We start from the raw sequence: 21,733 nt of genomic DNA on the forward strand, positions 1-21,733 counted from the left end.
ACGCCGACGCCGGCCACCTCGGTCACGGTGATCTACCCCCGGGCCCCGGGCTCGGCAGGTTCCCCGGTCAGTGACTCCTCGGAAAGCTCGAGAACCTCCGCGATCCTCGCCGGGTCGACGGCACCCCGGCGCAGAATCCTGGGGTGGCTTCCGGAAAGATCGATGATCGTCGACGCCGTACCGACGGTCGCCCGACCACCGTCGAGGTAGACGGAGACGGAATCGCCCAACTGCTCCCGTGCCTGGGCCGCGGTCAGCGCCGGCGGCCGGCCGTGGACGTTGGCACTCGACAGAGCCATCGGACCGGTCTGACGCAGGAGGGCGACAGCCAGGGGGTGCAACGGCATCCGCAGGGCCACGGTGCCCCTGGTGTCCCCGAGATTCCACGGCAGGCTCGGAGCCTGGTGGGTCACCACCGTGAGCCCGCCCGGCCAGAAGGCCTCGACCAGGGTCCGGAGGCGGGAGTCGGCGTCCCGGACCAGGCCGGTCACCGTGTCCCAGGACCCGACGACCACGGGGGTCGGGTAATCGGGGCCACGGTGCTTGGCCTTGAGCAGCGAGGCGACGGCGTCATTGTCGAAGGCGTCGGCGCCGATGCCGTACACCGTGTCAGTCGGTATGACGACCAGCCGGCCACCTTTCACCGCGCTCAGCGCTGCGGCGAGGCCGGCCTCGTCACCACCCGGTCGTGTGCAGTCGTAGGTCTGCGACACCGATGAACTCCTTTGGACATGCTCTGGTCACGAAGATATGTACAGGTGACTCACTGTAGCCGTTGTGCGGCCTGCTCCGTGAGCCGGAACCCCGGATCGCGGTCCACCGCTCCGGAGACGAAGCGGTCCCGGCCTGCGAAATCACGGTGCTGGACCGTGTCCCGGATCCCGGCGTCCTCCAGCAGGCGCCGTACTTCCGCACCGGTGGAGTCGTCGTGCTCGACCGCCACGCGGGAATGCGGTGCACAGGTCAGGGAGATGACCCCCGCCAGGGGACGCATCACCCCGAGCCCGTCGGCACCCGAGTAGACGGCGTCCGGAGGATCCGCGGCAACCTCCGGGTCCGCCGCCGCGACATTCTGCCCGTGGTCACCCTCCGGGACATACGGAGGATTCGCCAGGATCAGGTCAGCACCGGCCACCAGTCCCAGGGCCGTCACCAGCTGCGGGTCCGTGGCGTCCCCACGGACGAACTCCACGTCGACGCGGACGTCGATGTCGCCGCGCCGACGCCACCGGGTGAGGTTCAGCCGGGCGTACTCCAGTGCGGTCGGGTTCCGTTCGATCCCCACGATCCTCACCGCGGCACGGTCCGGCAGACCCGCCCGGGAGAGCAGATGAGCCAACCCCAGGCTGACTGTCCCCGGTCCCGAGCAGAAGTCCACTACCGTGTATCTGGCGGGAACCAGGGACCGGCGCAGGGCGTCCGTCCTCCGCCAGGTGTCACGGCGCAGCAGGGTCCGTGCGCCCCAGTCGATCAGGAGGTCGGTCTCGGGCCGCGGGATGAACACCCCCGGCCCGACCCGGAGGTCCACTCCGACCACCGGTGCCGAGCCGGTGATGAACTGGAGCGGTTCACGGGCTGCACGCCGCGCGACCATGGAGGGGAAGGACGCCGGGACCGGATCGTCCGCATGCAGGATCAGATCAGTCGCGGTGACTCTGCGGGGCAGATCGTCAGGACCGTCGGGGGCGTCGGGGGCGTGAGAAGATGTCACGGCGTCCAGAGCCGTGGCCATGAGCTCCCGGGCATCGTGGGCGGCCGAGGGCACCCCTGCACGGGTCAGCACCGCCACGGCGTCGCGCAGGGCCGCCGAAACTGTCGTCGCCGCCCCCGCAGTGTTGCCTGTACCGCCGTCGGTACCGCCGCGTTCACCGGTGTCCATCTGGCCTGTCAGTCCTCTGCGCCGAGACGGGCCGCCCGGTCGGCGTCGTGGAGGGCCGCGAGGAGCGCGTCCAGGTCACCGTCGAGGACAGCGTCAAGGTTGTTGGCCTTGTAGCCGATCCGGTGGTCGGAGACCCTGGACTCAGGGAAGTTGTAGGTACGGATACGTTCCGACCGGTCCATGGTGCGGATCTGCGCGTGGCGTCCCTCCGCCGCGGCAGCGTCCGCCTCCTCCTCCTTCATCTGCTGGAGGCGGGCCGCCAGCACCTGCATGGCCCGTGCCTTGTTCTGGATCTGGGAACGTTCCTTCTGACAGGTCACCACAATTCCGGTGGGCAGGTGGGTGATACGCACCGCCGAATCGGTGGTGTTGACACCCTGACCGCCCTTTCCGGAGGACCGGTAGACGTCGACCCGCAGATCCTTGTCGTCGATCTCGACGTCCTCGACCTCGTCCGGCTCCGGGTACACCAGGACACCGGCGGCCGAGGTCTGGATCCTGCCCTGCGACTCGGTGACCGGGATACGCTGCACCCGGTGCACACCACCCTCGAACTTGAAGACGCTCCACGCCCCGTCCCGGGACGGGTGCTTCGACCGGATCGACATCGTCAGGTCCTTCACCCCGCCCAGATCAGTCTCGTTGACATCCAGGACCTCGCAGGTGAAGCCGTGCTTCTCCGCGTAACGCTGGTACATGCGCACCAGTTCGCCGGCGAACAGGGCCGCCTCCTCGCCACCCGCCCCGGACTTGATCTCCATGACGACGTCATCGCTGTCATGGGGGTCCCGGGGGGCGAGCAGGTCCGTGAGCTTCTCCTCGAGGACCGGGATCTCCACGGCGAGACGGTCCGCCTCCGCCGCGAAATCGGCGTCCTCCCCCGCCATCTCCGCAGCAGCGTCGTGGTCCTCACGCGCCTGGGTCAGCTTCCGGTAGGTCTGGATGACCGGCTGGAGCTCACTGAACCTCTTGGCGACCCGGCGGGCCGCCGCAGCGTCATTGTGCAGCTCCGGATCGGACAGCTGCATCTCCAGGCCCTGGTACTCCGCGAGAATGTCGTCGACCTTCGACGGCGACGCGGCGGTACCGGTCCGGTCACTCATCGTCCTCACCTGCCAGGGGGGCGGAGGATGCGATCTGCATCATGAACTCGCCGTTGGTCTTCGTCTTACGCAGCTGCTTGATCATCAGGTCGATCGCAGCCTGAGGATCGAGGGCGGAGAGGATCCGGCGCAGCTTGTGCATCAGGCGCGCCTCCTCAGGCCCCAGCAGCAGCTCATCCTTGCGCGTGCCGGACGGGTTGACGTCGACGGCGGGGAACAGCCTGCGTTCCGCGATCTTCCGGTCGAGTTTCAGTTCTGCGTTGCCGGTGCCCTTGACCTCCTCGAAGATGCCCGTGTCCCCGGCCGACCCGGTCTCGACCGGGGGGGGGGCGATGAGGGGCAGGGAACCGCCGTTCTCGATGTTGCGGGCCGCACCGAGGAAACGCTTGGGCGGGTAGAGGGCGTTGGAGTCCACACCACCGGACAGGATGCGCCCGGACGCCGGGGAGGAGTTGTTGTACGCACGCCCCAGCCGGGTGATGGAGTCCAGCAGGATCACCACGTCCTGCCCCTGCTCGACAAGCCGCTTCGCACGCTCGACCGCGAGTTCCGCGACAGCCGTGTGCTCGTTCGGCGGACGGTCGAAGGTCGAGGCGATGACCTCGCCCTTCACCGAACGCTGCATGTCGGTGACCTCCTCGGGCCGCTCGTCGACAAGTACGACCATGAGATGGCACTCGGGGTTGTTCGTCGCGATTGCGTTGGCGATGTCCTGCAGGATCGTCGTCTTACCTGCCTTGGGAGGAGAGACGATCAGCGCGCGCTGCCCCTTGCCGATGGGCATGATCAGGTCGATCACACGGGTGGTGAGGATCTTCGGCGTGGTCTCCAACCGGAGCCGCTGGTTGGGGTAGAGCGGTGTCAGCCGGTGGAAGTGGGGCCGCTGAGCGGCCGCCTCCGGCGTCAGACCGTTCACGGTCTCGACGCTCTGAAGCTGGTTGTACCTGCCACGGTTGCGGTTGCGGCCCTGACTGTTGTTGGCCGTCTGCTGCTTCCCCGGGCGGATGGTTCCGGTCACCGCGTCACCGTGCCGCATCCCGAACTTCCGGACCATCTGGATCGGCACGTAGATGTCGGTGGGACCCGCATGGTAGCCGGTCGTACGAATGAACGCGGTGTTCGGATCGACGAAGTCGAGGATCCCGGCGACGGGGGTCGGCGGCTCGCCCTGGTTCCCGGACTGGCTACCTGACTGGCCGCTGTTCTGCCCGTTGTTGCGGTCTTCCCGGTTACGGTTGCGTTCCCGACGGCTGCTGCGGTCGGAGCGGCTGCCGGAGTTGTCGTTCCCCCCGCGTGAGCGGTCTCCGTTTCGGTCCCGGTCGGACCGCCCACCCCCGTTCTGGGCATTGTCCCCCTGCTGACTCTGGTGGTCGTCGCGACCACGGTTGCGCCTGTTACGCCGGTTACGGCGACTGCGGCGTCCTCCACCCTCCCCGTCACCTGAACTGTCGCGGTCGTCACGACTGTCGCGGTCGTCGCGGTCCTGCTCGTCCCTGCCCCCGCGACGGTCCCGGTCGTCACGGTTCTCCCGGTCGTCACGGTTCTCCCGGTTCTCCCGCTCACGACGTCCGCTGTTCTTATCAGCCCGGTCCCCGTCCAGGGACTCCTGACGGTCTCTGCCGCTGTCCGCGTCCTGTCCCGCAGTGACGTCCCTGCCCTCGTGACTGCCCGTAGGGCTGCCCTCCAGACCTTCCGCCTGCCCGTGCGCCGGACCGTCCGCCTGACTGTCCGTATGCCTGTCCACCTGACCGTCCGTCGAGATGCCCGCCGGGCGGTCGGCCAGGGTGGACTGCGGATCCTCCGACGTCTTCTGCCTCCTCTTCTCTGAGGAGGCGTTCCCCCTCCCGTCCCCGAGACCGGCGGTGGTGATCGCGTCGATGAGTTCCCCCTTGCGCAGTCCCGAAGTGCCACGGAGGCCCCGGGAGGCTGCGATCTGCTTCAGCTCCGTCAGCTTGAGGCTGGCGAGGCCGTCGTTCTGTGCCCTGGAGACGATGTCAGTCAAAGTCACAGGTGTCCTTTCGGTCCACCCCCCGGGATGGAATAACTTCGGTGGCCGTACACCGTGTGCAGCGGGTGACCGGGAGCGTCCTACCGGACCGGGACTGCGGATTACGCAGAACCGTGTCCCGGTGGTGGACCGGGGGGCGACGTGCTCTCGTTGAGTCGTCGGAATGTGAGGATCGGACGCCGGGGTCTGCAGGTACGGGTGTGCAGTGACGCTCACCCGGCCGGCCCGGGAGTCCGGATGACCGGACACTGCGCGGCAGACCGTGGACGACGGCGACGGCAGTGAACGATTCTCAGCGATCACACTACCACCCTCACCCGTGTCCACCACCAATCCCGCCCCCTCCCCGCGTCCGCGGGCATGCCTGCCCTCGGAGTGTACGGGCAGGCCTATCCTCGAAGCCTATGGAGGACATGTCACAGAATCAGCCGGTGCGTCCGGAACCTGCCCCCGTCACCTCGACCATGCAGGTCATCCCCTACTCCCTGGCCACCGTCCTGGAGTACGGACGCCGCGTCCACGCCGCCTCGACCGTGACCACCTACCGCGGCATGAGTTCCGAGCAGTACACTTTCGCGGCGCTGGGTTCCCGTGCCGCCGCACTGGCCCATGCCCTTGCAGGCCTCGGGGTGAAGACCGGGCACCGGGTCGCGACCATGATGCCCAACACCGCCGAGCACCTGGAGGTCCTGTTCGGGGCGGGATCGATGGGGGCGGTGTTCCAGCCGCTCAACCCCTACCTCATGGGTGACCAGATCGTGCACGTGGTCAACCACGCCGACGACCGGGTCATCGTCCTCGACCCCGAGTACGCCGATGTCCTGCTTCCCCTCCTCCCCCAGTGCCCCGGGGTCGGCGCCCTGCTCGTCACCGGGGACGACGACGACGTCCGGGCCGTGGCGTCCGCCGTCCCGGACGGGACAGAGGTGCTGGGCTACGAAGCCTGCCTCGACGGTCGACCGACCCGCTACCCCTGGCCTGAACTTCCCGAGACCGCCCCGGTGGCCCTGTGCTATTCGACGGGCACCAGCGGTGCGCCCAAAGGGGTCGTCTATTCCCACCGGTCGGTGTGGACCCATGCGATGGCGATCCGTTCGGTCGATTCTCTCGCGGTCCGCAACGGTGAGAGGTTCCTCTGCGTCGTCCCGGTTTTCCACGTGCTCAGCTGGGGTGTCCCGGTTGCCGCGATGATGGCGGGGACCCGGCTCGTGCTGCCGGGAGGTGACTCCTCCCCCGGGCATCTCGCCTATGTCATCGAGGACGCCCTGCCGCTGCGCGCCCACGGTGCGCCCACCGTGTGGAACCAGCTGCTGGCCCACTTCGAACACAATCCGCCGGCGAAGATGAGCCTGCGCGAGATCATCTCCGGCGGGTCCACTGTCCCCCCTGCACTGATCAACGCCTGGGAGGAGCGCTTCGGCGTCGACATCACCCACGTCTGGGGGATGACCGAGACCGGGCCGATCGGCACCGTCGCCCGTCCGCCGGCCGGAGTCGGGGGTGCGGCACGGCAGACCTACCGCGAGAGCCAGGGACGCTTCCCCGTCGGCATGCAGTTCCGGGTCGTCGACGAGGACGGCGTGCCGTTGACAGCCAACGACCGCTCCAGCGGCGAAATCCAGGTCCGCGGGAACTCGGTGACCGGTGCGTACTTCCATTCCCCGTCAGAGGACGGCGACGGGGCGACCACCCGATTCCGTGGTGAACCCGTGGAGGACGCCACCGACCGTTTCACCTCCGACGGGTGGCTGAGGACCGGCGACGTCGGCACGATCACCCGCGACGGCTTCCTCACCGTCCACGACCGTCAGACGGACATCATCCGTTCCGGTGGTGAGTGGATCTACTCGGCCATGCTCGAGAACCTCGTGATGGCCTCCCCTGTCGTGGCGGAGGCGGCGGTCATAGGGATGCCCGACCCTGACTGGGGTGAGCGGCCGTTGGCAGTCGTCGTGGTGGTCCCGGGGACACCCCGTGACCGCACCACCGCCGGTGAGATCGCCGCCGAGGTCGCCACCCGGGCACCGCGGTGGATGGTGCCCGAATACTGGACCTTCGTCGACTCCCTCGACCACACCTCGGTGGGAAAGTTCGACAAGAAGGACATGCGGGTACGACTCCACCTCGGGGAGTACCACGTCATCCGGCTGCCACGCTGACCCTCTTCAGGACGGCCCTCTTCAGGCCTGCCATCTTCAGGCCGGACGGACCACTTCTGCCGTCACCCGGCCACCCGCGACAGTCTCCAGGACCCTCAGTCCACGGGCACGTGCCTCATCGAGCAGGGCAGGCTCGACCGGGCGGGTCGACAGCACCATCACCGTGGGACCGGCCCCGGACAGGAACGCCGGGTAGCCCAGGTTGCGGAGCCTGTTGACCCATTCAGAGGACACCGGCAGCACCTCCGCACGGTAGGGCTGGTGCAGCCGGTCCCTGGTCGCCTCCCACAGCAGTTCAGGGTGCCTTGACAACGCCACCGGCAGCAGGGCCGCACGCGACACGTTGAACCTGGCGTCGACATGGGAGACATCACTGGGCAGCACGCGACGCACCGCCTCAGTCGAGGCGTGGAAATCGGGGATCAGCGCGGTCGCCCGCACCGATGCGTGCACCGGCACGCCGACGGCACGGTACTCCGGGGCACTGCGACCGTCGACGGGAATGTTGGTCCACGAGACGACCCCGCCACCGAGCACGCTCGCCGCCGCATTGTCCGGATGCCCTTCAAAGGACGCCGCGAGCTGGATGACCGTGGCGTCGTCGAGGGCCCCTGTCGGCCTGTCCGGCGTCGGGTCGCCGGCCAGCGCCGACGCCGCCACCACCCCCGCGACCGCAGCTGCAGCCGAGGAACCGAGCCCCCGCGAATGGGGGATCACATTGTGGCAGGTGACCTTCAGGCCGCGGACCTCGGCGTCCGCCTCCCTCAGACCGGCTCGGACGGCACGGACCACAAGATGACGTTCGTCCAGGGGAACCTCCCCCCTGCCCTCGCCCTCGACGAGGACCTCGAGCCCGGAGTCCGTGGCCTCGACCTCGACGACGTCGGTGAAGTCCACGGCCAGACCGAGGGTGTCGAACCCCGGCCCCAGGTTGGCGGTGGACGCCGGAACCCTCACCCTCACGGTACGACCCACGGGGACCCCGGACATCAGTTCCCTTCCATCCTGAGCACACTGCGGACGTTCTTCACCGCATCGAGTTTCTTCAACGCCTCGACCGTGTCCTCGAGATCCTTCTCAACGGCATGGTGGGTGATGACGACGAGCCGCGCCCCGTCGGAGTCCTCCTCCTGACGGACCGTCTTGATCGACACGCCGTGGGCGGAGAAGGTCGAGGCCACCTCCGCGAGCACCCCGGGACGGTCCTGCACCTTCATGTCGACGTGGTAACGGGTACGCACCTCACCGAAGTCGGCGACCGGCAGGTTCGCGTACGTGGACATCCCCGGTGCCCGGCCACCGTGCACCACATTGCGGGCCGCGGCCACGACATCGCCGAGCACCGCCGAGGCCGTCGGAGCCCCGCCTGCACCGTTGCCGTAGAACATCAGCCGGCCCGCGTACTCGGCCACGACGAAGATGGCGTTGAAGGAGTCGGAGACCGTCGCCAACGGGTGGGTCAGCGGCACCAGAGCCGGGTAGACCCTGGCAGAGACCGACTCCCCGCCCTGACCGTCGACGAGCCTCTCGCAGATGGCGAGCAGCTTGATGGTGCACCCGGCCGCCTTCGCCGCCCGGATGTCCTCGGCGGTGATGTTCCGGATGCCCTCACAGTGGACGTCGTCGAAAGACACCGGGGAATGGAAGGCCAGGGAGGCGAGGATGGCCGCCTTGCTCGCCGCGTCAAATCCGTCGACGTCCGCCGACGGGTCCGCCTCGGCGTACCCCAGCGCCGTGGCTTCGGCGAGCATCTCGTCGTAGGACGCCCCCCTCTTGTCCATCGCGTCGAGGATGAAGTTGGTGGTGCCGTTGACGATCCCCATCACGGTGTTGACCTTGTCACCCGCCAACGAGCGGCGCAGCGGACCGACCACCGGGATGGCGGCGGCGACCGCAGCCTCGAAGAACAGGTCCGCCCCGGAGGAGTCCGCGGCGTCCGAGAGCTCGATGGCGTGCGCGGCGACCAGCGCCTTGTTCGCCGTCACCACGGACTTCCCCGCCCTGAGCGCGTTGAGGACCACAGTGCGCGGGTAGTCGATACCCCCGATGACCTCGATCACCAGATCGATGTCATCGCGCCGGACCAGGCTGAGTGCGTCATCGGTGAGCAGGGACGCGTCCACGCCCTCGCGGGGCTTGGACAGGTCGGAGACGGCGATCCCCCGGACCTCGAGCCGTCCTCCGATACGTGCGGTGAAGTCCGACTCCGCCTGGCCGAGGATGCGGAGCACCTCCCTGCCTACCGTGCCCATTCCGAGCAGGGCGACACCGACGGTGGGGACCCCGGTGGAATCCGTGTTCTGTTCAGCCATATCTCTTCCCGTGATCTGTGGTTGCGGGTGGTTTCCTGACGATGATAGGCGACACCTCGTCGGCGGAGGTCTCCGGGACCGGTCACAGCGACCGGTCACAGCGACCGGTGACCGGCGCCGGTGACGGCGGCCCGTCAGGCGTGGTCCCCGGTGTTCTCCAGCGACAGGATGTCCGCCACGGTCTCCCTGCGGATCATCACCCGGGAGCTCCCCCCGCCGACGACCACCACCGGCGGTCTCGGCATCATGTTGTAGTGCGAGGACATCATGTAGCAGTAGGCGCCGGTCGCCGGCACCGCCAGGATGTCCCCGTCCGCGATGTCGTCGGGCATCAGCGCGTCATTGACCAGGATGTCCCCGGACTCGCAGTGACTGCCGACGACCCGGGTGGGCACGGGCACGCCCGACGCCCGGCGGTTCGCCAGCCGACAGTCGTACTCCGCCTGGTACAACGCAGGACGGATGTTGTCGCTCATACCGCCGTCCACCGAGATGTACCGGCGCACCGTGTCGTCCGAGGTGTGCACGTCCTTGACGGTGCCCACCGTGTACAGGGTCACCATGGACGGACCGGCGATGGCACGGCCCGGCTCCACGTTGAGCACCGGGGCGTCCAACCCCCGCTCCGCCGCCGCCTGACGCACGCGGCGCAGCAGATCGGCGGCAACGGTCTCCACGTCTAGCTCCTCCTGGTCGGGAGTGTAGGCGATACCGTAACCGCCGCCCAGGTCGAGGATGTCGAGGGCAGCCGCCTCGACGGTGCCCTCCCCCATCTCGTCGAGCAGTCGGGCCCACAGTCCGAGAAGCCGGTCGGCGGCCAGTCCGAAACCGTCCGCGTCGAAGACCTGCGACCCCACATGGCAGTGCAGGCCACGCAGCCTCATACCCGGAGTGTCGACGACCGTCAGTGCCGCACGGCCGGCAGATCCGGAGGCGAGAGAGAAGCCGAACTTCTGGTCCTCGTGACTGGTGGCGATGAACTCGTGGGTGTCGACATGCACGCCCGGCTTGACGCGCACCAGCACATCCTGGGTGACGCCCAGCTCCCCGGCCACGCGGGACAGGCGCACGATCTCCTCGGCCGAGTCGATGACGATCAGTTCCACCCCGGCCCGCACCGCAAGTTCCAGGAAAGGAACCGACTTGTTGTTGCCGTGGACTGTGATCCGGTCCGGCGGGAAGTCTGCAGCCAGGGCGACCTCCAGCTCACCCTGACTGGCGACGTCGAGGGCGAGGCCCTCCTCCGCCACCCACCGGGCCACCGTCACAGACAGGAACGCCTTGGACGCGTAGTGGACGTGACCACCCCCGCCGAAGGCCGCGGCCATACGCCGGCACCGGGAGCGGAAGTCCCCCTCGTCCATGACGAAGACCGGTGTGCCGTACCTGGAGACCAGACCGGACACGGGTATCCCGCCCAGTTCCAGTTCACCGTCCGCGTTGACCCGCGCGAACGCCGGGAAGACGTGGGACGGCAGGGTGTTGAAGTCCTCGAGGGTCTCGGTGCGGCGTCGCAGAGGGACCGGGGGAAGGTGCACTTCAGGGTCCACGGTCACATCCTCTCAGGGGCCGAGACGCCCAGCAGTCCCAGGGCATTGGACAGCACGACCCGGGTGGCGGCGGCCAGGGCGAGACGAGCACGGAAGACGGGGGCGGCGTCCTCCCCCGAAGGCTCCCCGCTCCGGGGCAGGACCTGGCAGGAATCGTAGAAACGGTGGAACGTACCCGCGAGGTGCTCGGCGTACCGGGCGACACGGTGGGGTTCCCGCAGTTCCGCAGCGGTGGCCAGCACCGAGGGGAACTCGCCGAGGGTACGGATGAGGTCCCCTTCGCGCTCGTGTGTCAGAGTGCCGAGGTCCAGGTCCGACAGATTCTCCGGAAGCTCCACCCCGTTCTCCGACGCCCTGCGTGCCAGGGAGCACAGGCGGGCGTGCGCGTACTGGACGTAGAAGACCGGATTGTCGTTGCTCCGGCTGGTCCACAGGTCCATGTCGATGTCGAGGGAGGAGTCGACGGAAGAGCGGATGAGTGCGTACCTCGCCGCGTCCACCCCGATCGCCTCGACGAGGTCGTCGAGGGTGATGACGGTCCCGGCGCGCTTGGACATACGCACCGCGTGGCCGTCACGCACCAGGTTGACCATCTGGCCGATGAGGACCTCGATCCGGTCAGGGTCATAGCCCAGTGCAGCGGCAGCCGCCTTCAGACGGGCGATGTACCCGTGGTGGTCGGCCCCGAGCATGTAGATGCACAGGTCGTGGCCGCGAGCGATCTTGTCGGCGATGTAGGCGATGTCGCCGGCGATGTAGGCGGCGTTCCCGTCGGACTTGATGACCACCCGGTCCTTGTCGTCCCCGAAGTCCGTGCTCCTCAGCCACCAGGCACCGTCAGCCTCGTAGAGGTTGCCGTTGTCCTTCAGGGTGGCGATCGCCCGGTCGACCGCCCCGGACTCGAACAGGGAGTTCTCGTGGAAGTAGACGTCGAACTCGGTGCCGAACTCCGACAGGGTGCGCTTGATGTGCGCGAACATCAGCTCGACGCCCTGCGCACGGAACAGTTCCTGGATCTCCTCTGCAGAGTGCGACGACCAGTCCGGGTGAGCTTCGGCGACCTGTGCGGCGATGTCGGCGATGTAGTCTCCGCCGTACCCGTCCTCCGGGGCCGGGCGGCCCTCGGCAGCGGCGACGAGGGACCGCGCGAACCGGTCGATCTGCGTTCCGTGGTCGTTGAAGTAGTACTCACGGGTGACCTGGGCACCGCGTGCCGTCAGCACCCTGCCAAGGGAGTCCCCGACAGCAGCCCACCGGGTCCCGCCCAGGTGGATCGGCCCTGTCGGATTGGCGGACACGAACTCCAGGTTGATCCGCTGCCCGGAGTACTCCTCCCCCCTGCCATACCCCGTACCCGCGGCGAGGATGTCGGTGACCAGTCTGCCCTGCGCATCGGCGGCGAGCCTGATGTTGATGAAACCGGGCCCCGCCACCTCTGCCGCGGCCACACCGTCGGTCCTCTCCAACGCTTCCGCGAGCCAGGTCGCGAGCTCCCGGGGAGCTGCACCGGACTTCTTCGCGGTCTGCAGGGCGATGTTGGTCGAGTAGTCGCCGTGCTCCGGGTTACGGGGACGTTCGACGACAGCCCGGTCCGGGACGACGGTCGCGTCACGCCCGTGGTCGGTGAGCACCGTGCGCGCGGCGGCGGCGATGAGGACGGAAAGGTCTGCTGGAGTCACAGTGGACGAGAATACCAACGCAGCTCGACCGGACCGTACGCGACCGGTGTGAACCGGGCAGTGAACAGGAGGACGGACCGGAGCCGGGATAATGACAGACGTGTCGTACAGGCGGTTTGCGGGACGCGTACCCGGCGGTGCTATAGTCATCGTCATTGCCTCCGTAGCTCAGGGGATAGAGCACTGGTTTCCGGTACCAGCGGTCGGACGTTCGAATCGTCTCGGGGGCACATGCTGAAAACCCCGGCGCATCTGCGCCGGGGTTTTTCCGTGTCCGCTGCATCCACAGTGACCACAGTGACCATCGGTGACCACCGTAACCACCGAGCGTGTCGCAGGGACCGTCCACCTCAGAAACGGTCCACGGTCAGGCGGGCGGTCAGTGGATCCCCTTCCCCTGCAGGACCTGCTCCATCGGCACGAAACTGGCCCCGGGCACACTGTCGAACCTGTTGACGTCACAGGTCAGGACAACGATCTGATGGTTTTTGCCGAGCTTGTCGAGCACCACGTTCATCCTGCCTGCTCTTCCCCTGTCGGAGAATCCGAGGGCGTCGTCGATGATCACCGGCACCCCGTCACCTCCACCGACCAGATCGGCCACCGCCAGTCGGGTGAGGACAGCAAGCTGTTCCCGGGCGCCACCGGACAGCCGCCCGGTGTCGAGAGTGGTCCCGTCCAGGGTGCGGGCCGTGACACCGAGGTCATCGCCGAAGTCGATGCCCGCCGGTGCACCGTACAGGGTCCTGGCCAGCCGTTCCACAGCCTCCCTCAGGGGAGCCTGGTAACGCTGTCTGGCCGCCACCAGTTCCTTCCTGACCTCCTGGTACAGCAGGGCCGCTGCCTCTGCACGACGTTCGACCTGACGGAGGCGGCGTCGCGCACGCTCCAGTTCGGCGCGTGTCGTCTCCACCGCCTCGGCCGCCCCGGCATGCTGGCCCAGCGCGCCTGTGACCCGCGACACCGCGTGACCGATCTCCCCGGCTCTTTCACGCAGCCTGCGTACACGTGCAGCTGCTCCGTCCGCGAGTGCCGCGAGAGTGTCCGTGTCCACGTCCCCCACCCGCTTCTTCGCCAGAGCCAGTGCCTCCTCCGCGGAGGTGAGGTCACGTCCGGCGTCCTCCGCCTCCTTGTACAGGACCGTGTCCCCGATCTGCTCCCGCTCCACCTCCAGGGTCTCGGAGAGGCGCCGGAGGTTCTCACGTGCGCGCCCCAGTTCCGCCCTCGCCGCCTCCAGACGTACCCCCGCCCCGGAGCGGGTGACCCGGTCGAGTTCCTCCCGGAGGTCCTCGACCTCCTTCGCCGACGATTCCGCCACGGTCTCCAGCCCGGCGACGGTCGCGGTCACCTGCGGTGCGGCAGTCTCCGGGTCACCGTCGGGTACCCCGGGCAGTGTCACCGTCCCGTCGGGGTCCTCGTCACGGACCCTGGCGAGCAGACTGTCGATCCCGCCTGTCGACTCCGACTCCCTGAGCTCCTCCCGGGCAAGCGCCTCCCGCAGGTCCGTGACGGACATGCCTCCGGTGACCTGGGCGAGTCGCAGCGACGCCTCACGGTGCTCTTCGGTGGCACGCCGCCGCCGACCGGCCATGTCCTCGGCCTCCGCGACGTCGGACACTCCAGCCTCTGCGAGCAGCCGGGAGAGTTCCTCCTCCGCCCGGTCGACATCCTCACCGACCTCGTGGACATCCCGCGCGGGAATCACGCTCACGGTGTAGTCACCGACCCCGATGTCTCGGCGTCCTGTGGCGTGCAGTGTGACGGCGCCGTCCGGGAGAGACCGCGAAGTCCCGTCGACGGTCACGGTCCCCTCCTTCGGGCCGTTGACGACAACGGTGGTGGCCACCGCGTCACGGACGGTGACGGCCTGACGCAACTCGGCGTCCGCGGTCCGCAGGTTCTCCAGCACCGTGTCAGTGACCGGATTGTCCTTCACCGTCTCACCGATCTCCCGGATCCTACGGGCCACCTCCTCCGCCCGGGTCGTACGGTCGGCGAGCTCTCCGATCCGGGTGCGGATCTCCTCTCTGACTCCGACCGCCTTCAGCCACGCCGCCCATGCTGCGGCGACCCTGGAGCGCACCCGCGCGGCCGTCAGCGCAGCTCCGAGAGAATCGGCGGCGGTCTTCTCCTCCTCGGCGTAGCCTGCAAGCTCGTCCACCCGCCCGGCCAGGGCGTTCACCGTCTCCTCCGCCTCCCTGACGTCCCTGACCCTGGCCTCCCTCGCGGCGAGGCGTTGTGCCGCCAGGTCACGTGCTCCCCGGGCAACGGTCACCGCGGCGGAGTACCGGTCCAGTTCGGACATCGCCGCCTTCCCCTCGGCCAGCGCCTGCGCTGCGGCGGTGGCCTCCTCGACCGCAGTGGGTTCCTCGGTGAGCACCGCGGCTTTCTCCGCGTTGAGCCGTTCCAGCTCCACGGTGAGATTCCGGGCCCGGTTGCAACGTTCCTCTGCTGCGGTGTGGGCTGCCCCGGCATCTTCGAAAGCTGTCACGGCAGCGGACAGTTCCCTGGCAGGGCGTCCTCCCGGAGTCCGGTACCGTGCGTACTCCGCGCCGATCCGGTCGATGAGCTCACCTGCCCTGCCACCGTCACCTGCCGGGATGCCGTCATCAGAGGTTACTTCGGCCCCCAGTGCCTGTTCCAGGCTGCGGATTCCCGCCGCCGCAAGAATGTCCAGGCCTTTCCCCTGTTCGATCACCAGGGCGTCGGTGAGGCCGGTGTCGACTCCCTGTGCGAGCAGCTCTGCGAACCTCTCCTCCGCACGGCGGCCGGTGAGGCTCTCGGGCCGGGGGGACCGGACGGTGAGTTCACAGCGCCCTCCTCCCCTGTTGAAACTCTTCAGGACGGTCAACCGGTGTCCTGCGACGGTGAGGTCCGCGGACACGGTGGTCGGTTCGTCGACGGTCACGCTCTTCAACGCCCTGACCCGTGCGGCACGGGAGCTGACCCCGACATCGTCGAGCAGCAGCCGGAATGCCGTGAGCAGTGTCGACTTCCCCGACTCGTTGGGGCCGTGGATGACCACGACACCGGTGTCCGGCAGCTCGACGTGGGCGTGGTCCACCCCCGCCACATGGTCGAGAGTCAGTGAGTGCACTGTCAGCATGTCACGCCTCCTGTTCCCGGGGTATCTGCACTGTCTGTTCCCCCCTGTTCCCCCCGCACCTCTGACGTCCGGTCGGCAGACAACCGGTAGAGCAGTCGCAGGGCGTCGCGGGCGGTGGAGTCTCCGGAGGTGGTCATCTCCGCCAGGGTCCGCGCGGCCGCACCCACCGCCCCGGGCAGGTCGATGTCTGACAGCTCTCCCTCACCGGGGACGGTGTGGAGGTCCATCAGCCGCTCACGTGGGTAGAGGGCGGCGAATGTGGGGGCGACCCGTGCGGTCTCCCGGTCCAGCAGTGCACCGGTCTCGAGATCCACCGTCCCGGTCAGCGCGTACTTCACCACCGTCGTCCTCTTGTCCGGCAGACTCTCCAACCGCGAGATCCACTCACCCACCTCCTCACGGGAGTCGACCCCGGCAGACAGTGCCAGAAAGTGCCAGGTTCCCACCGGCACCTCGCATACCGCGACCTCGGCCGGGGCACCGGGGTCGTCCGGATCGACCGTGACATCGACGACCAGTACGAACCCTGAGCGACTCTCCCCTCCTCCGTCTTCCTCCCGGAAGTCGGTGGGTTCGGGGCTTCCCGAATACCAGACGGTGTTGTCCGGGCTGAGCTGCACCGCAGAGTGCGTGTCACCGAGGGCGACGTAGTCCACGGTACGACGCCTGCAGGCCTCGGCCGCCCCATCGACGTCGATGACGGCCGGGTCCTCCCCCGAGGTGCGCGACCGGGTCGCCCCGTGGCCGACGAGGACGCGGACCCGCGCGCGGTCGCCGGGGACGGTGGCGTCCGACGGGGCGTCACGGTCCCGGATCTCCCGCAGGGCGGCCGCGACCGTGTCCGATTCCATGTACCTCGACAGCAGGGGTGCCCCGATGACCTCCAGTACCGGGGCGTCGTCCGGGACCGTGGCGACGACGTGGGATGCGCTGTCCGTGAGGACCTGCACCGTGGGACGCAGACTGTCGAACACCGGGTCCCGGTAGATGCTCGCCGGATCGTAGGGGTCGTGGTTGCCCGGCAGCAGGAACACCGGTACCGGGGAGCGGCGCAGAACATCGACGGCGCGTCGCCAGGTGCGGTCGTCGACGAGGTTGTCGTCGAAGACGTCCCCGGCGACGACTACGGCGGTGCAGGAGTTCTCCACCGCCAGGTCGAGGATCCTCTCGATGACGGCGAGCCGTGCCTCCTGGTACCGGGGGCCGGCCTCGTCACCGAGGAACCAGCGTTTCATTCCCAGCTGCCAGTCCGAGGTGTGGAGGATCCGTACCGTGTGGGCGGGGACCGGGGGGATGGTGGTCCCGGTCCGGGTTTCTGGTCCTGTGTGCATGTCAGTCACGGTCAGCGATTCTGTCAGGTGCGCCGGACAGCCAGGGTTCTGATCCGAACACCCGGTCCCCGTCACCGGTGAGGAGTTCATAGCAGGTCTCGAGTTCGTCGAGGACGTGGAGCTGGTCGACGGTGTTCCAGCTGACTTTCCGGATCACGGCGTCCCTGGCACCGAGGTCCCCGAGCCCGAGCCCGAACTCGGTGTCCAACGGTGACCACTGTGGCACATTCCCCGGCCTTCCCCAGAACTCCTCTGCGGTGTATCGCGTTCCGGCGTCCTCCTCGTCGCCGCCTCTGTCGTTCTGCGGGTCGTCCCGTCCGGTTGCCCTGCGGTCCCGGTGACCGTCCTCCCGTCGGTCGGCCACGTCACCGAGGAGGCGGTCGACGTCGATCCCTCTCCAGGACAGGAAGCTGAGGGGATCGGAGCCGAACTGATCCGCCACGGCCAGTGACACCGCGACACGGTGCTTGCAGATCCCGCCACGGTCCGGGCAGGTGCAGCGGGAGTCCAGGAGATCGTCCTCCCTGAACAGCAGTGTCGCGACATCCCGGCGCGGTTCTCTGCCGGCCAGCAGTCGGGACAGGTCGTCCGGGTGTTCCCGGCACTCCGCACTGATGTACCTGACCTGGTTGCCGCTCAGCGTGCGCCACCGTAGGGACACCTCGAACGGTTCCAGCTGCGAACCTGAGACCAGGGCATTCACTTCGCCCGGGGTCAGGTCGAAGCTCAGGACCCTGCCCTCGCGGTAGTATTCGCGGCCCCGGGACCTCCTCGCCGTGTCCGCGCCCCGGGCCACCGCATCCGTCAGCGTCCGCCCGGCCCAGCTCCGCGCCTGGCCCGCGGCGTCCTTCTGCGGACCGGAACGTACCGGTGCAGTACCCCGGACCCCGGAGGACGCCGTGACCCGGGAGTCCCGGGTCCCGGTGCCCCGGGGCACGCCACGGCGCCTCCCCCGGGCCCCGAAGTCAGCCTGGATGACATTGTCCCCCCATTCCGGCCGCGGGGTACCCAGGCGGCGTCCGGACCGGGGGGTGTCACTGCTGTCCGTCATCACTGTCACCTTCATTGTCGCTGACGTTTTTCACCGGGTACCTGCGGGCGAGATCCTCCCGGAACTCCGCCTTCTGCAGTTCCGCCAGTTCCGCCGCTTTCTGCAGCTCCTCCTCACCGTCCGGGCCGCCTGTGCCGAATCTGCGGTCCGAGGTGGAGTTCTCCAGACGCCAGAGGTCCTGGAGAGCATCATTGTCCATCCTGGTCAGCCAGCTCTCGCCCGCGCTGACGACATCTCCGGCGAGGTCCCTTTTCGCTCCGAGGATGTCGTTGATCCTCTCGTCGAGGGTACCTGTGGCGATGAGTTTGTGGACGCTGACCTCCTGACCCTGGCCGATACGGTACGCCCGGTCGGTCGCCTGGTCCTCGACGGCGGGGTTCCACCACCGGTCGATGTGCACCACCACGCTCGCTCTGGTGAGGGTGATACCGGTTCCTCCCGCACGGGTGGACAGGATCATGACCTCCGGGCCGTCAGACTCCTGGAAACGGTCGACCAGTGTGGTCCTGGCCTTCCTGCTGAGACCTCCGTGGAGCACGGGAACCTCGATGCCGAAATCTTTCTCCATCTCAGGGGCGAGCATGCGGCCGAACGACGGGAACTGAGTGAACACCAGCACACGACGGTGGCCGGCCAGGGCGTCACCGACGATCTGCCAGAGCCTCTCCACCTTGCCGGAGCGGTGCACACCGTCCCTCTTCACACCGGATCCGTCCCCGCTGAAGTGTGCAGGGTGGTTGCAGATCTCCTTGAAGTGGGTGAGCGCTGCCAGCACCAGTCCGCTGCGCCTCTCCGTGGAACTGGACTGCAGTCTCTCCCGGATGTCCTGTGTATAGGCCTGGTAGAGAGCTGCCTGCTCTGCGGTGAGGGGTACCAGGTCGGTGTACTCGTGTTTGCCGGGGAGGCCCAGGCCGAGGCTCTCGTCAGTCTTCTCTCGGCGAAGGATGAATGGGTCGACAAGACGGTGGAGCCTTTCGACGTCGCGGGGATTCCTGTCCCTTTCGATCTGGGACCCGATCGCATTGTGGAAGGCCTTCGCCGAGCCGAGCAGACCGGGGTTGCAGAAATCCATCAGGGTGTGCAACTCCGACAGCCGGTTCTCCACCGGGGTTCCGCTGAGCGCGAGCCGGTGGTCGGCCTCCAGGGAACGCACCGCCCGTGACTGGGCGGTGCCGGGATTCTTGATGTTCTGTGCCTCATCGGCGACGACCCTTCCCCAGTGGACCCCGGCGTACCGACCGGCATTCCGGGCAACTGTGCCGTAGCTGGTCAGAACGATGTCCGCAGATCCCGCCGCCTCCGGGAAATCCTTCTCCGCCACCTTGGCGGAACCGTGGTCGACAAGCACCTTCAGGGACGGGACATGGCGTTCCACCTCTCCCCGCCAGGTGTCCAGGACCGAGGTCGGGGCGACGACGAGGGTGGGGCCCGTCTTCTCACCGTTCACAGACTCCCAGGCCAGAAGGCTGAGAACCTGCAGTGTCTTGCCCAGGCCCATGTCGTCGGCGAGAACGGCTCCGAGCCGGTGCCGGTACATCCACACCAGCCAGTTCAGTCCCCGCTGCTGGTGGTCCCGCAGGGGGACCGTCACCGTGGACGGTACGGTCACCCGCTCCGGGGGAGAAAACGCTGTCCCGGCCAACCCGGTGGACTCCTTCCCCTCTTTCCCCTCCCCGTGGGTGCTGCCGCCGAAGATTCTGCCGATCCAGTCCTGCGCCTCAAGGGTGAAGTCGGGGTCGTCATCCCACGGCTGGTCCCCGGCCCTCATCTGAGCTGCGACAAGTTCTCGGACTGTGAGGGTCGTACGGGAGTTCTCCCACTGCTCCTGCTCCGACCTGTCTGCTCCCGGCCCACTCTTCTCCGCGGTGGTGGTCCGGGTACCCGTGGAGTCTTCGGCGTCGGTCATCGAACGGAAGTAGTTCCTGGCCCGGGACAACGCGGCCCTGTCCAGTCGCACGAACCGTCCCCGTATCCGCACAGTCGACCCTGCAGTCGTGAGCAGCTCATTCTTCTGCGCCTGACTGAGTTCCTCTCCGTCGACCGAAATACTCCAGTCGAAGGAGAGAACCTGGTCCATTCCCATCCTGCCCTCCGACGGGCCCGTACCGACCGGTGTCACACGCACTCTGACTGCGGGTCTGACGGTGGACCATCCCCTGGGCACCAGAACCTCCGTGCCGGACGCGGCAAGTGCCGGCACACCCTCGGTCAGCAGTTCCTCGACATCCGCGGTCGTGAGAGCGAAAGCCAGCGCCCGGTCCTCGTCACGGTCACCGGTGAGAACATCGGGGTCGGGAAACCAGACCCCGGTCCGCATCCACCCTTCGACGGCGGTCCCGGCGTCCCTCAGACCGGGCCAGGCACGGTACGCCGCATCCAGGGCCCTCCGCAGTGCCCGCCTGGTGGGTTCGTCCACGGAGGTGGCCGGCAGCCGCTCGGCGGGCGCGTCGTCGACAGAGAGTCTGACCTCCAGACGCCAGCAGCGTGAGTCCGGGTCCGGCAGCCCGGCCCTGCGGTCTGCCGTTGCACGTTCCGCGGGGACCGTCTCCCCGACTGACGGTTCAGCGGTGTCCGCTCCCGTGGTGCCGCCGTCGGTCTCCCCGGTCAGCGGTTCCTGGAGAACCAGGACGGTGCGGGTGGTGGCTTCCCTGGCCGAGCGGCGCCACTCCGCCAGGCCGTCGGCGACGACCGGGGTGAGGCGGGAGTCCGCCTGCCCCGACACCAGGGCGGAGACGAAGTGGTTCCCGGGCTCGACGCCGGCCCGCGGCAGCCGGTCCTGCAGAAGGGAGACACACATCCAGTGCACCAGTTCGTCGGCCATACGTGTCACCACGTCGTCACCACCGTTCACCGTCAGCACAGCAGGGGCCGTGTCACGGAACTCCCGGAGGATCCGGTTGTGCCGCCCGCTGGTGGAGATGCACCACACAGGAAACCACTGACTGTCGGAGAACTGCAGACGCACCATCACCCTGCCTGCTGCCACGATCTCGCAGAGAAAACGGTAAAGGTGCACCGCCCACACGACCTCGGGGCTCAGTCCCGGAGTGACACCGGAATCCGCAGAGCCCGTAGTGCCGGCCGGGCCTTTCCCCCGGGGCCCGACGACACCGGCATCGTCGACGTAGTGTGACAACCGCGCCAGCACACCGAGTGACTGCTCCGGTATCCACGACTGCGTGTACAACGGCAGGGTCTTCAGCTTTCCTTTCGGGGTGACGACCTTCAGCCCTTCTCTGCGCCGCAGCACCCTGCTCCCCACCAGGTCCAGCAAGGGTTCCGGGAGATCCCCCTCCCCCAGCGCCGACGGGTCGACGACCACGGCGTGACCGGGGACCTGCTCCACCCAGAGCTGCAGTCCCCGGTCGGTCAGCCACAACAGATGCACCCGGTGTTCAGTCACTCCCCTTGTGTACCACGGGCACCGGACAGCACCGCCCCGGCAGTCCACAACCCGCGGCGTCCCCGCACCCCTGTGGACACCCCGGCGCACGCAACCACCACCCCTGCCAGCCACCCCGCCCGCCACCCCTCCCGGAACCCCTCCCGGAACCC

General features: G+C 68.2%; 13 protein-coding genes and 1 tRNA gene. 2 read left to right on the plus strand and 12 right to left on the minus strand.

All coding sequences use genetic code 11. From position 1 onward, the window contains the following. Positions 1–32: 32 nt before the first annotated feature. Genes E0E18_RS03895 through rho form a run of 4 tightly spaced genes read right to left on the minus strand, consistent with a single transcriptional unit; the run spans position 33 to position 4,990 of the window. A complete protein-coding gene (locus tag E0E18_RS03895; protein WP_130839383.1) occupies positions 33–713 on the minus strand; it encodes an L-threonylcarbamoyladenylate synthase in 681 nt (226 codons plus the stop codon). Positions 714–763: 50 nt separating this feature from the next. Beyond that, positions 764–1,879, minus strand: coding sequence for a N5-glutamine methyltransferase family protein (locus tag E0E18_RS03900; protein ID WP_161972240.1), 1,116 nt, complete (start codon positions 1,877–1,879; stop codon positions 764–766). Positions 1,880–1,887: 8 nt separating this feature from the next. Continuing rightward, positions 1,888–2,982 (minus strand): peptide chain release factor 1, encoded by a 1,095-nt coding sequence (gene prfA / locus E0E18_RS03905; RefSeq protein ID WP_066583143.1) that lies wholly within the window; start codon positions 2,980–2,982, stop codon positions 1,888–1,890. Beyond that, positions 2,975–4,990 (minus strand): transcription termination factor Rho, encoded by a 2,016-nt coding sequence (rho, locus tag E0E18_RS03910; RefSeq protein ID WP_419866035.1) that lies wholly within the window; start codon positions 4,988–4,990, stop codon positions 2,975–2,977. The genes prfA and rho overlap by 8 nt, the downstream gene beginning before the upstream one ends. A 404-nt stretch (positions 4,991–5,394) precedes the next feature. Here rho and E0E18_RS03915 point away from each other — a divergent pair, with 404 nt between their 5' ends. Then, positions 5,395–7,149 carry a long-chain fatty-acid--CoA ligase gene (locus tag E0E18_RS03915; protein ID WP_237559621.1) on the plus strand — a complete coding sequence of 585 codons (1,755 nt, stop codon included), beginning with the start codon at positions 5,395–5,397 and terminating at the stop codon, positions 7,147–7,149. A gap of 36 nt (positions 7,150–7,185) precedes the next feature. Here the strand turns inward: E0E18_RS03915 and thrB are convergent, their stop codons facing one another. The 4 genes from thrB to argS form a co-directional block, all read right to left on the minus strand. Further along, positions 7,186–8,139: a homoserine kinase gene (gene thrB / locus E0E18_RS03920; RefSeq protein WP_404827194.1), complete on the minus strand. Its 954-nt coding sequence runs from the start codon at positions 8,137–8,139 to the stop codon at positions 7,186–7,188. Continuing rightward, on the minus strand, positions 8,139–9,461 hold the full coding sequence (locus E0E18_RS03925) for a homoserine dehydrogenase (RefSeq protein WP_130839385.1): 1,323 nt from the start codon (positions 9,459–9,461) through the stop codon (positions 8,139–8,141). Before E0E18_RS03925 ends, thrB begins: the two co-directional genes overlap by 1 nt. Before the next feature lie 134 nt (positions 9,462–9,595). Further along, positions 9,596–11,017 (minus strand): diaminopimelate decarboxylase, encoded by a 1,422-nt coding sequence (gene lysA, locus E0E18_RS03930; RefSeq protein WP_419866036.1) that lies wholly within the window; start codon positions 11,015–11,017, stop codon positions 9,596–9,598. Next, positions 11,014–12,690, minus strand: a complete 1,677-nt coding sequence (argS, locus tag E0E18_RS03935) for an arginine--tRNA ligase (protein ID WP_130839387.1) — start codon at positions 12,688–12,690, stop codon at positions 11,014–11,016. Before argS ends, lysA begins: the two co-directional genes overlap by 4 nt. Before the next feature lie 157 nt (positions 12,691–12,847). Between argS and E0E18_RS03940 the strand changes: the two genes are divergently transcribed. Then, positions 12,848–12,920: transfer RNA gene (locus E0E18_RS03940), tRNA-Arg, on the plus strand. A 149-nt stretch (positions 12,921–13,069) separates the two neighbouring features. Here the strand turns inward: E0E18_RS03940 and E0E18_RS03945 are convergent. From E0E18_RS03945 to E0E18_RS03960, 4 genes are read right to left on the minus strand one after another with little or no spacing between them, the layout of a single operon-like run. Continuing rightward, positions 13,070–15,796, minus strand: a complete 2,727-nt coding sequence (locus tag E0E18_RS03945; protein WP_130839388.1) for an AAA family ATPase — start codon at positions 15,794–15,796, stop codon at positions 13,070–13,072. After that, on the minus strand, positions 15,790–17,127 hold the full coding sequence (locus tag E0E18_RS03950; RefSeq protein ID WP_110481238.1) for a metallophosphoesterase family protein: 1,338 nt from the start codon (positions 17,125–17,127) through the stop codon (positions 15,790–15,792). The genes E0E18_RS03945 and E0E18_RS03950 overlap by 7 nt, the downstream gene beginning before the upstream one ends. 1 nt (position 17,128) lies before the next feature. Continuing rightward, positions 17,129–18,178 carry an SWIM zinc finger family protein gene (locus tag E0E18_RS03955; protein WP_161972241.1) on the minus strand — a complete coding sequence of 350 codons (1,050 nt, stop codon included), beginning with the start codon at positions 18,176–18,178 and terminating at the stop codon, positions 17,129–17,131. Further along, positions 18,162–21,581 (minus strand): DEAD/DEAH box helicase, encoded by a 3,420-nt coding sequence (locus E0E18_RS03960; protein ID WP_110481236.1) that lies wholly within the window; start codon positions 21,579–21,581, stop codon positions 18,162–18,164. The genes E0E18_RS03955 and E0E18_RS03960 overlap by 17 nt, the downstream gene beginning before the upstream one ends. Positions 21,582–21,733: the final 152 nt, after the last annotated feature.

Source organism: Corynebacterium neomassiliense (assembly GCF_900626215.1).
GTDB lineage: Bacteria > Actinomycetota > Actinomycetes > Mycobacteriales > Mycobacteriaceae > Corynebacterium > Corynebacterium neomassiliense.

Bases quoted from the DNA above. Each gene is read 5' to 3' on its own strand.
- E0E18_RS03900 (WP_161972240.1), bottom strand. From the start codon at position 1,879: ATGGACACCGGTGAACGCGGCGGTACCGACGGCGGTACAGGCAACACT.
- prfA (WP_066583143.1), bottom strand. From the start codon at position 2,982: ATGAGTGACCGGACCGGTACCGCCGCGTCGCCGTCGAAGGTCGACGAC.
- E0E18_RS03915 (WP_237559621.1), top strand. From the start codon at position 5,395: ATGGAGGACATGTCACAGAATCAGCCGGTGCGTCCGGAACCTGCCCCC.
- thrB (WP_404827194.1), bottom strand. From the start codon at position 8,139: ATGTCCGGGGTCCCCGTGGGTCGTACCGTGAGGGTGAGGGTTCCGGCG.
- E0E18_RS03925 (WP_130839385.1), bottom strand. From the start codon at position 9,461: ATGGCTGAACAGAACACGGATTCCACCGGGGTCCCCACCGTCGGTGTC.
- E0E18_RS03945 (WP_130839388.1), bottom strand. From the start codon at position 15,796: ATGCTGACAGTGCACTCACTGACTCTCGACCATGTGGCGGGGGTGGAC.
- E0E18_RS03950 (WP_110481238.1), bottom strand. From the start codon at position 17,127: ATGCACACAGGACCAGAAACCCGGACCGGGACCACCATCCCCCCGGTC.
- E0E18_RS03955 (WP_161972241.1), bottom strand. From the start codon at position 18,178: ATGACGGACAGCAGTGACACCCCCCGGTCCGGACGCCGCCTGGGTACC.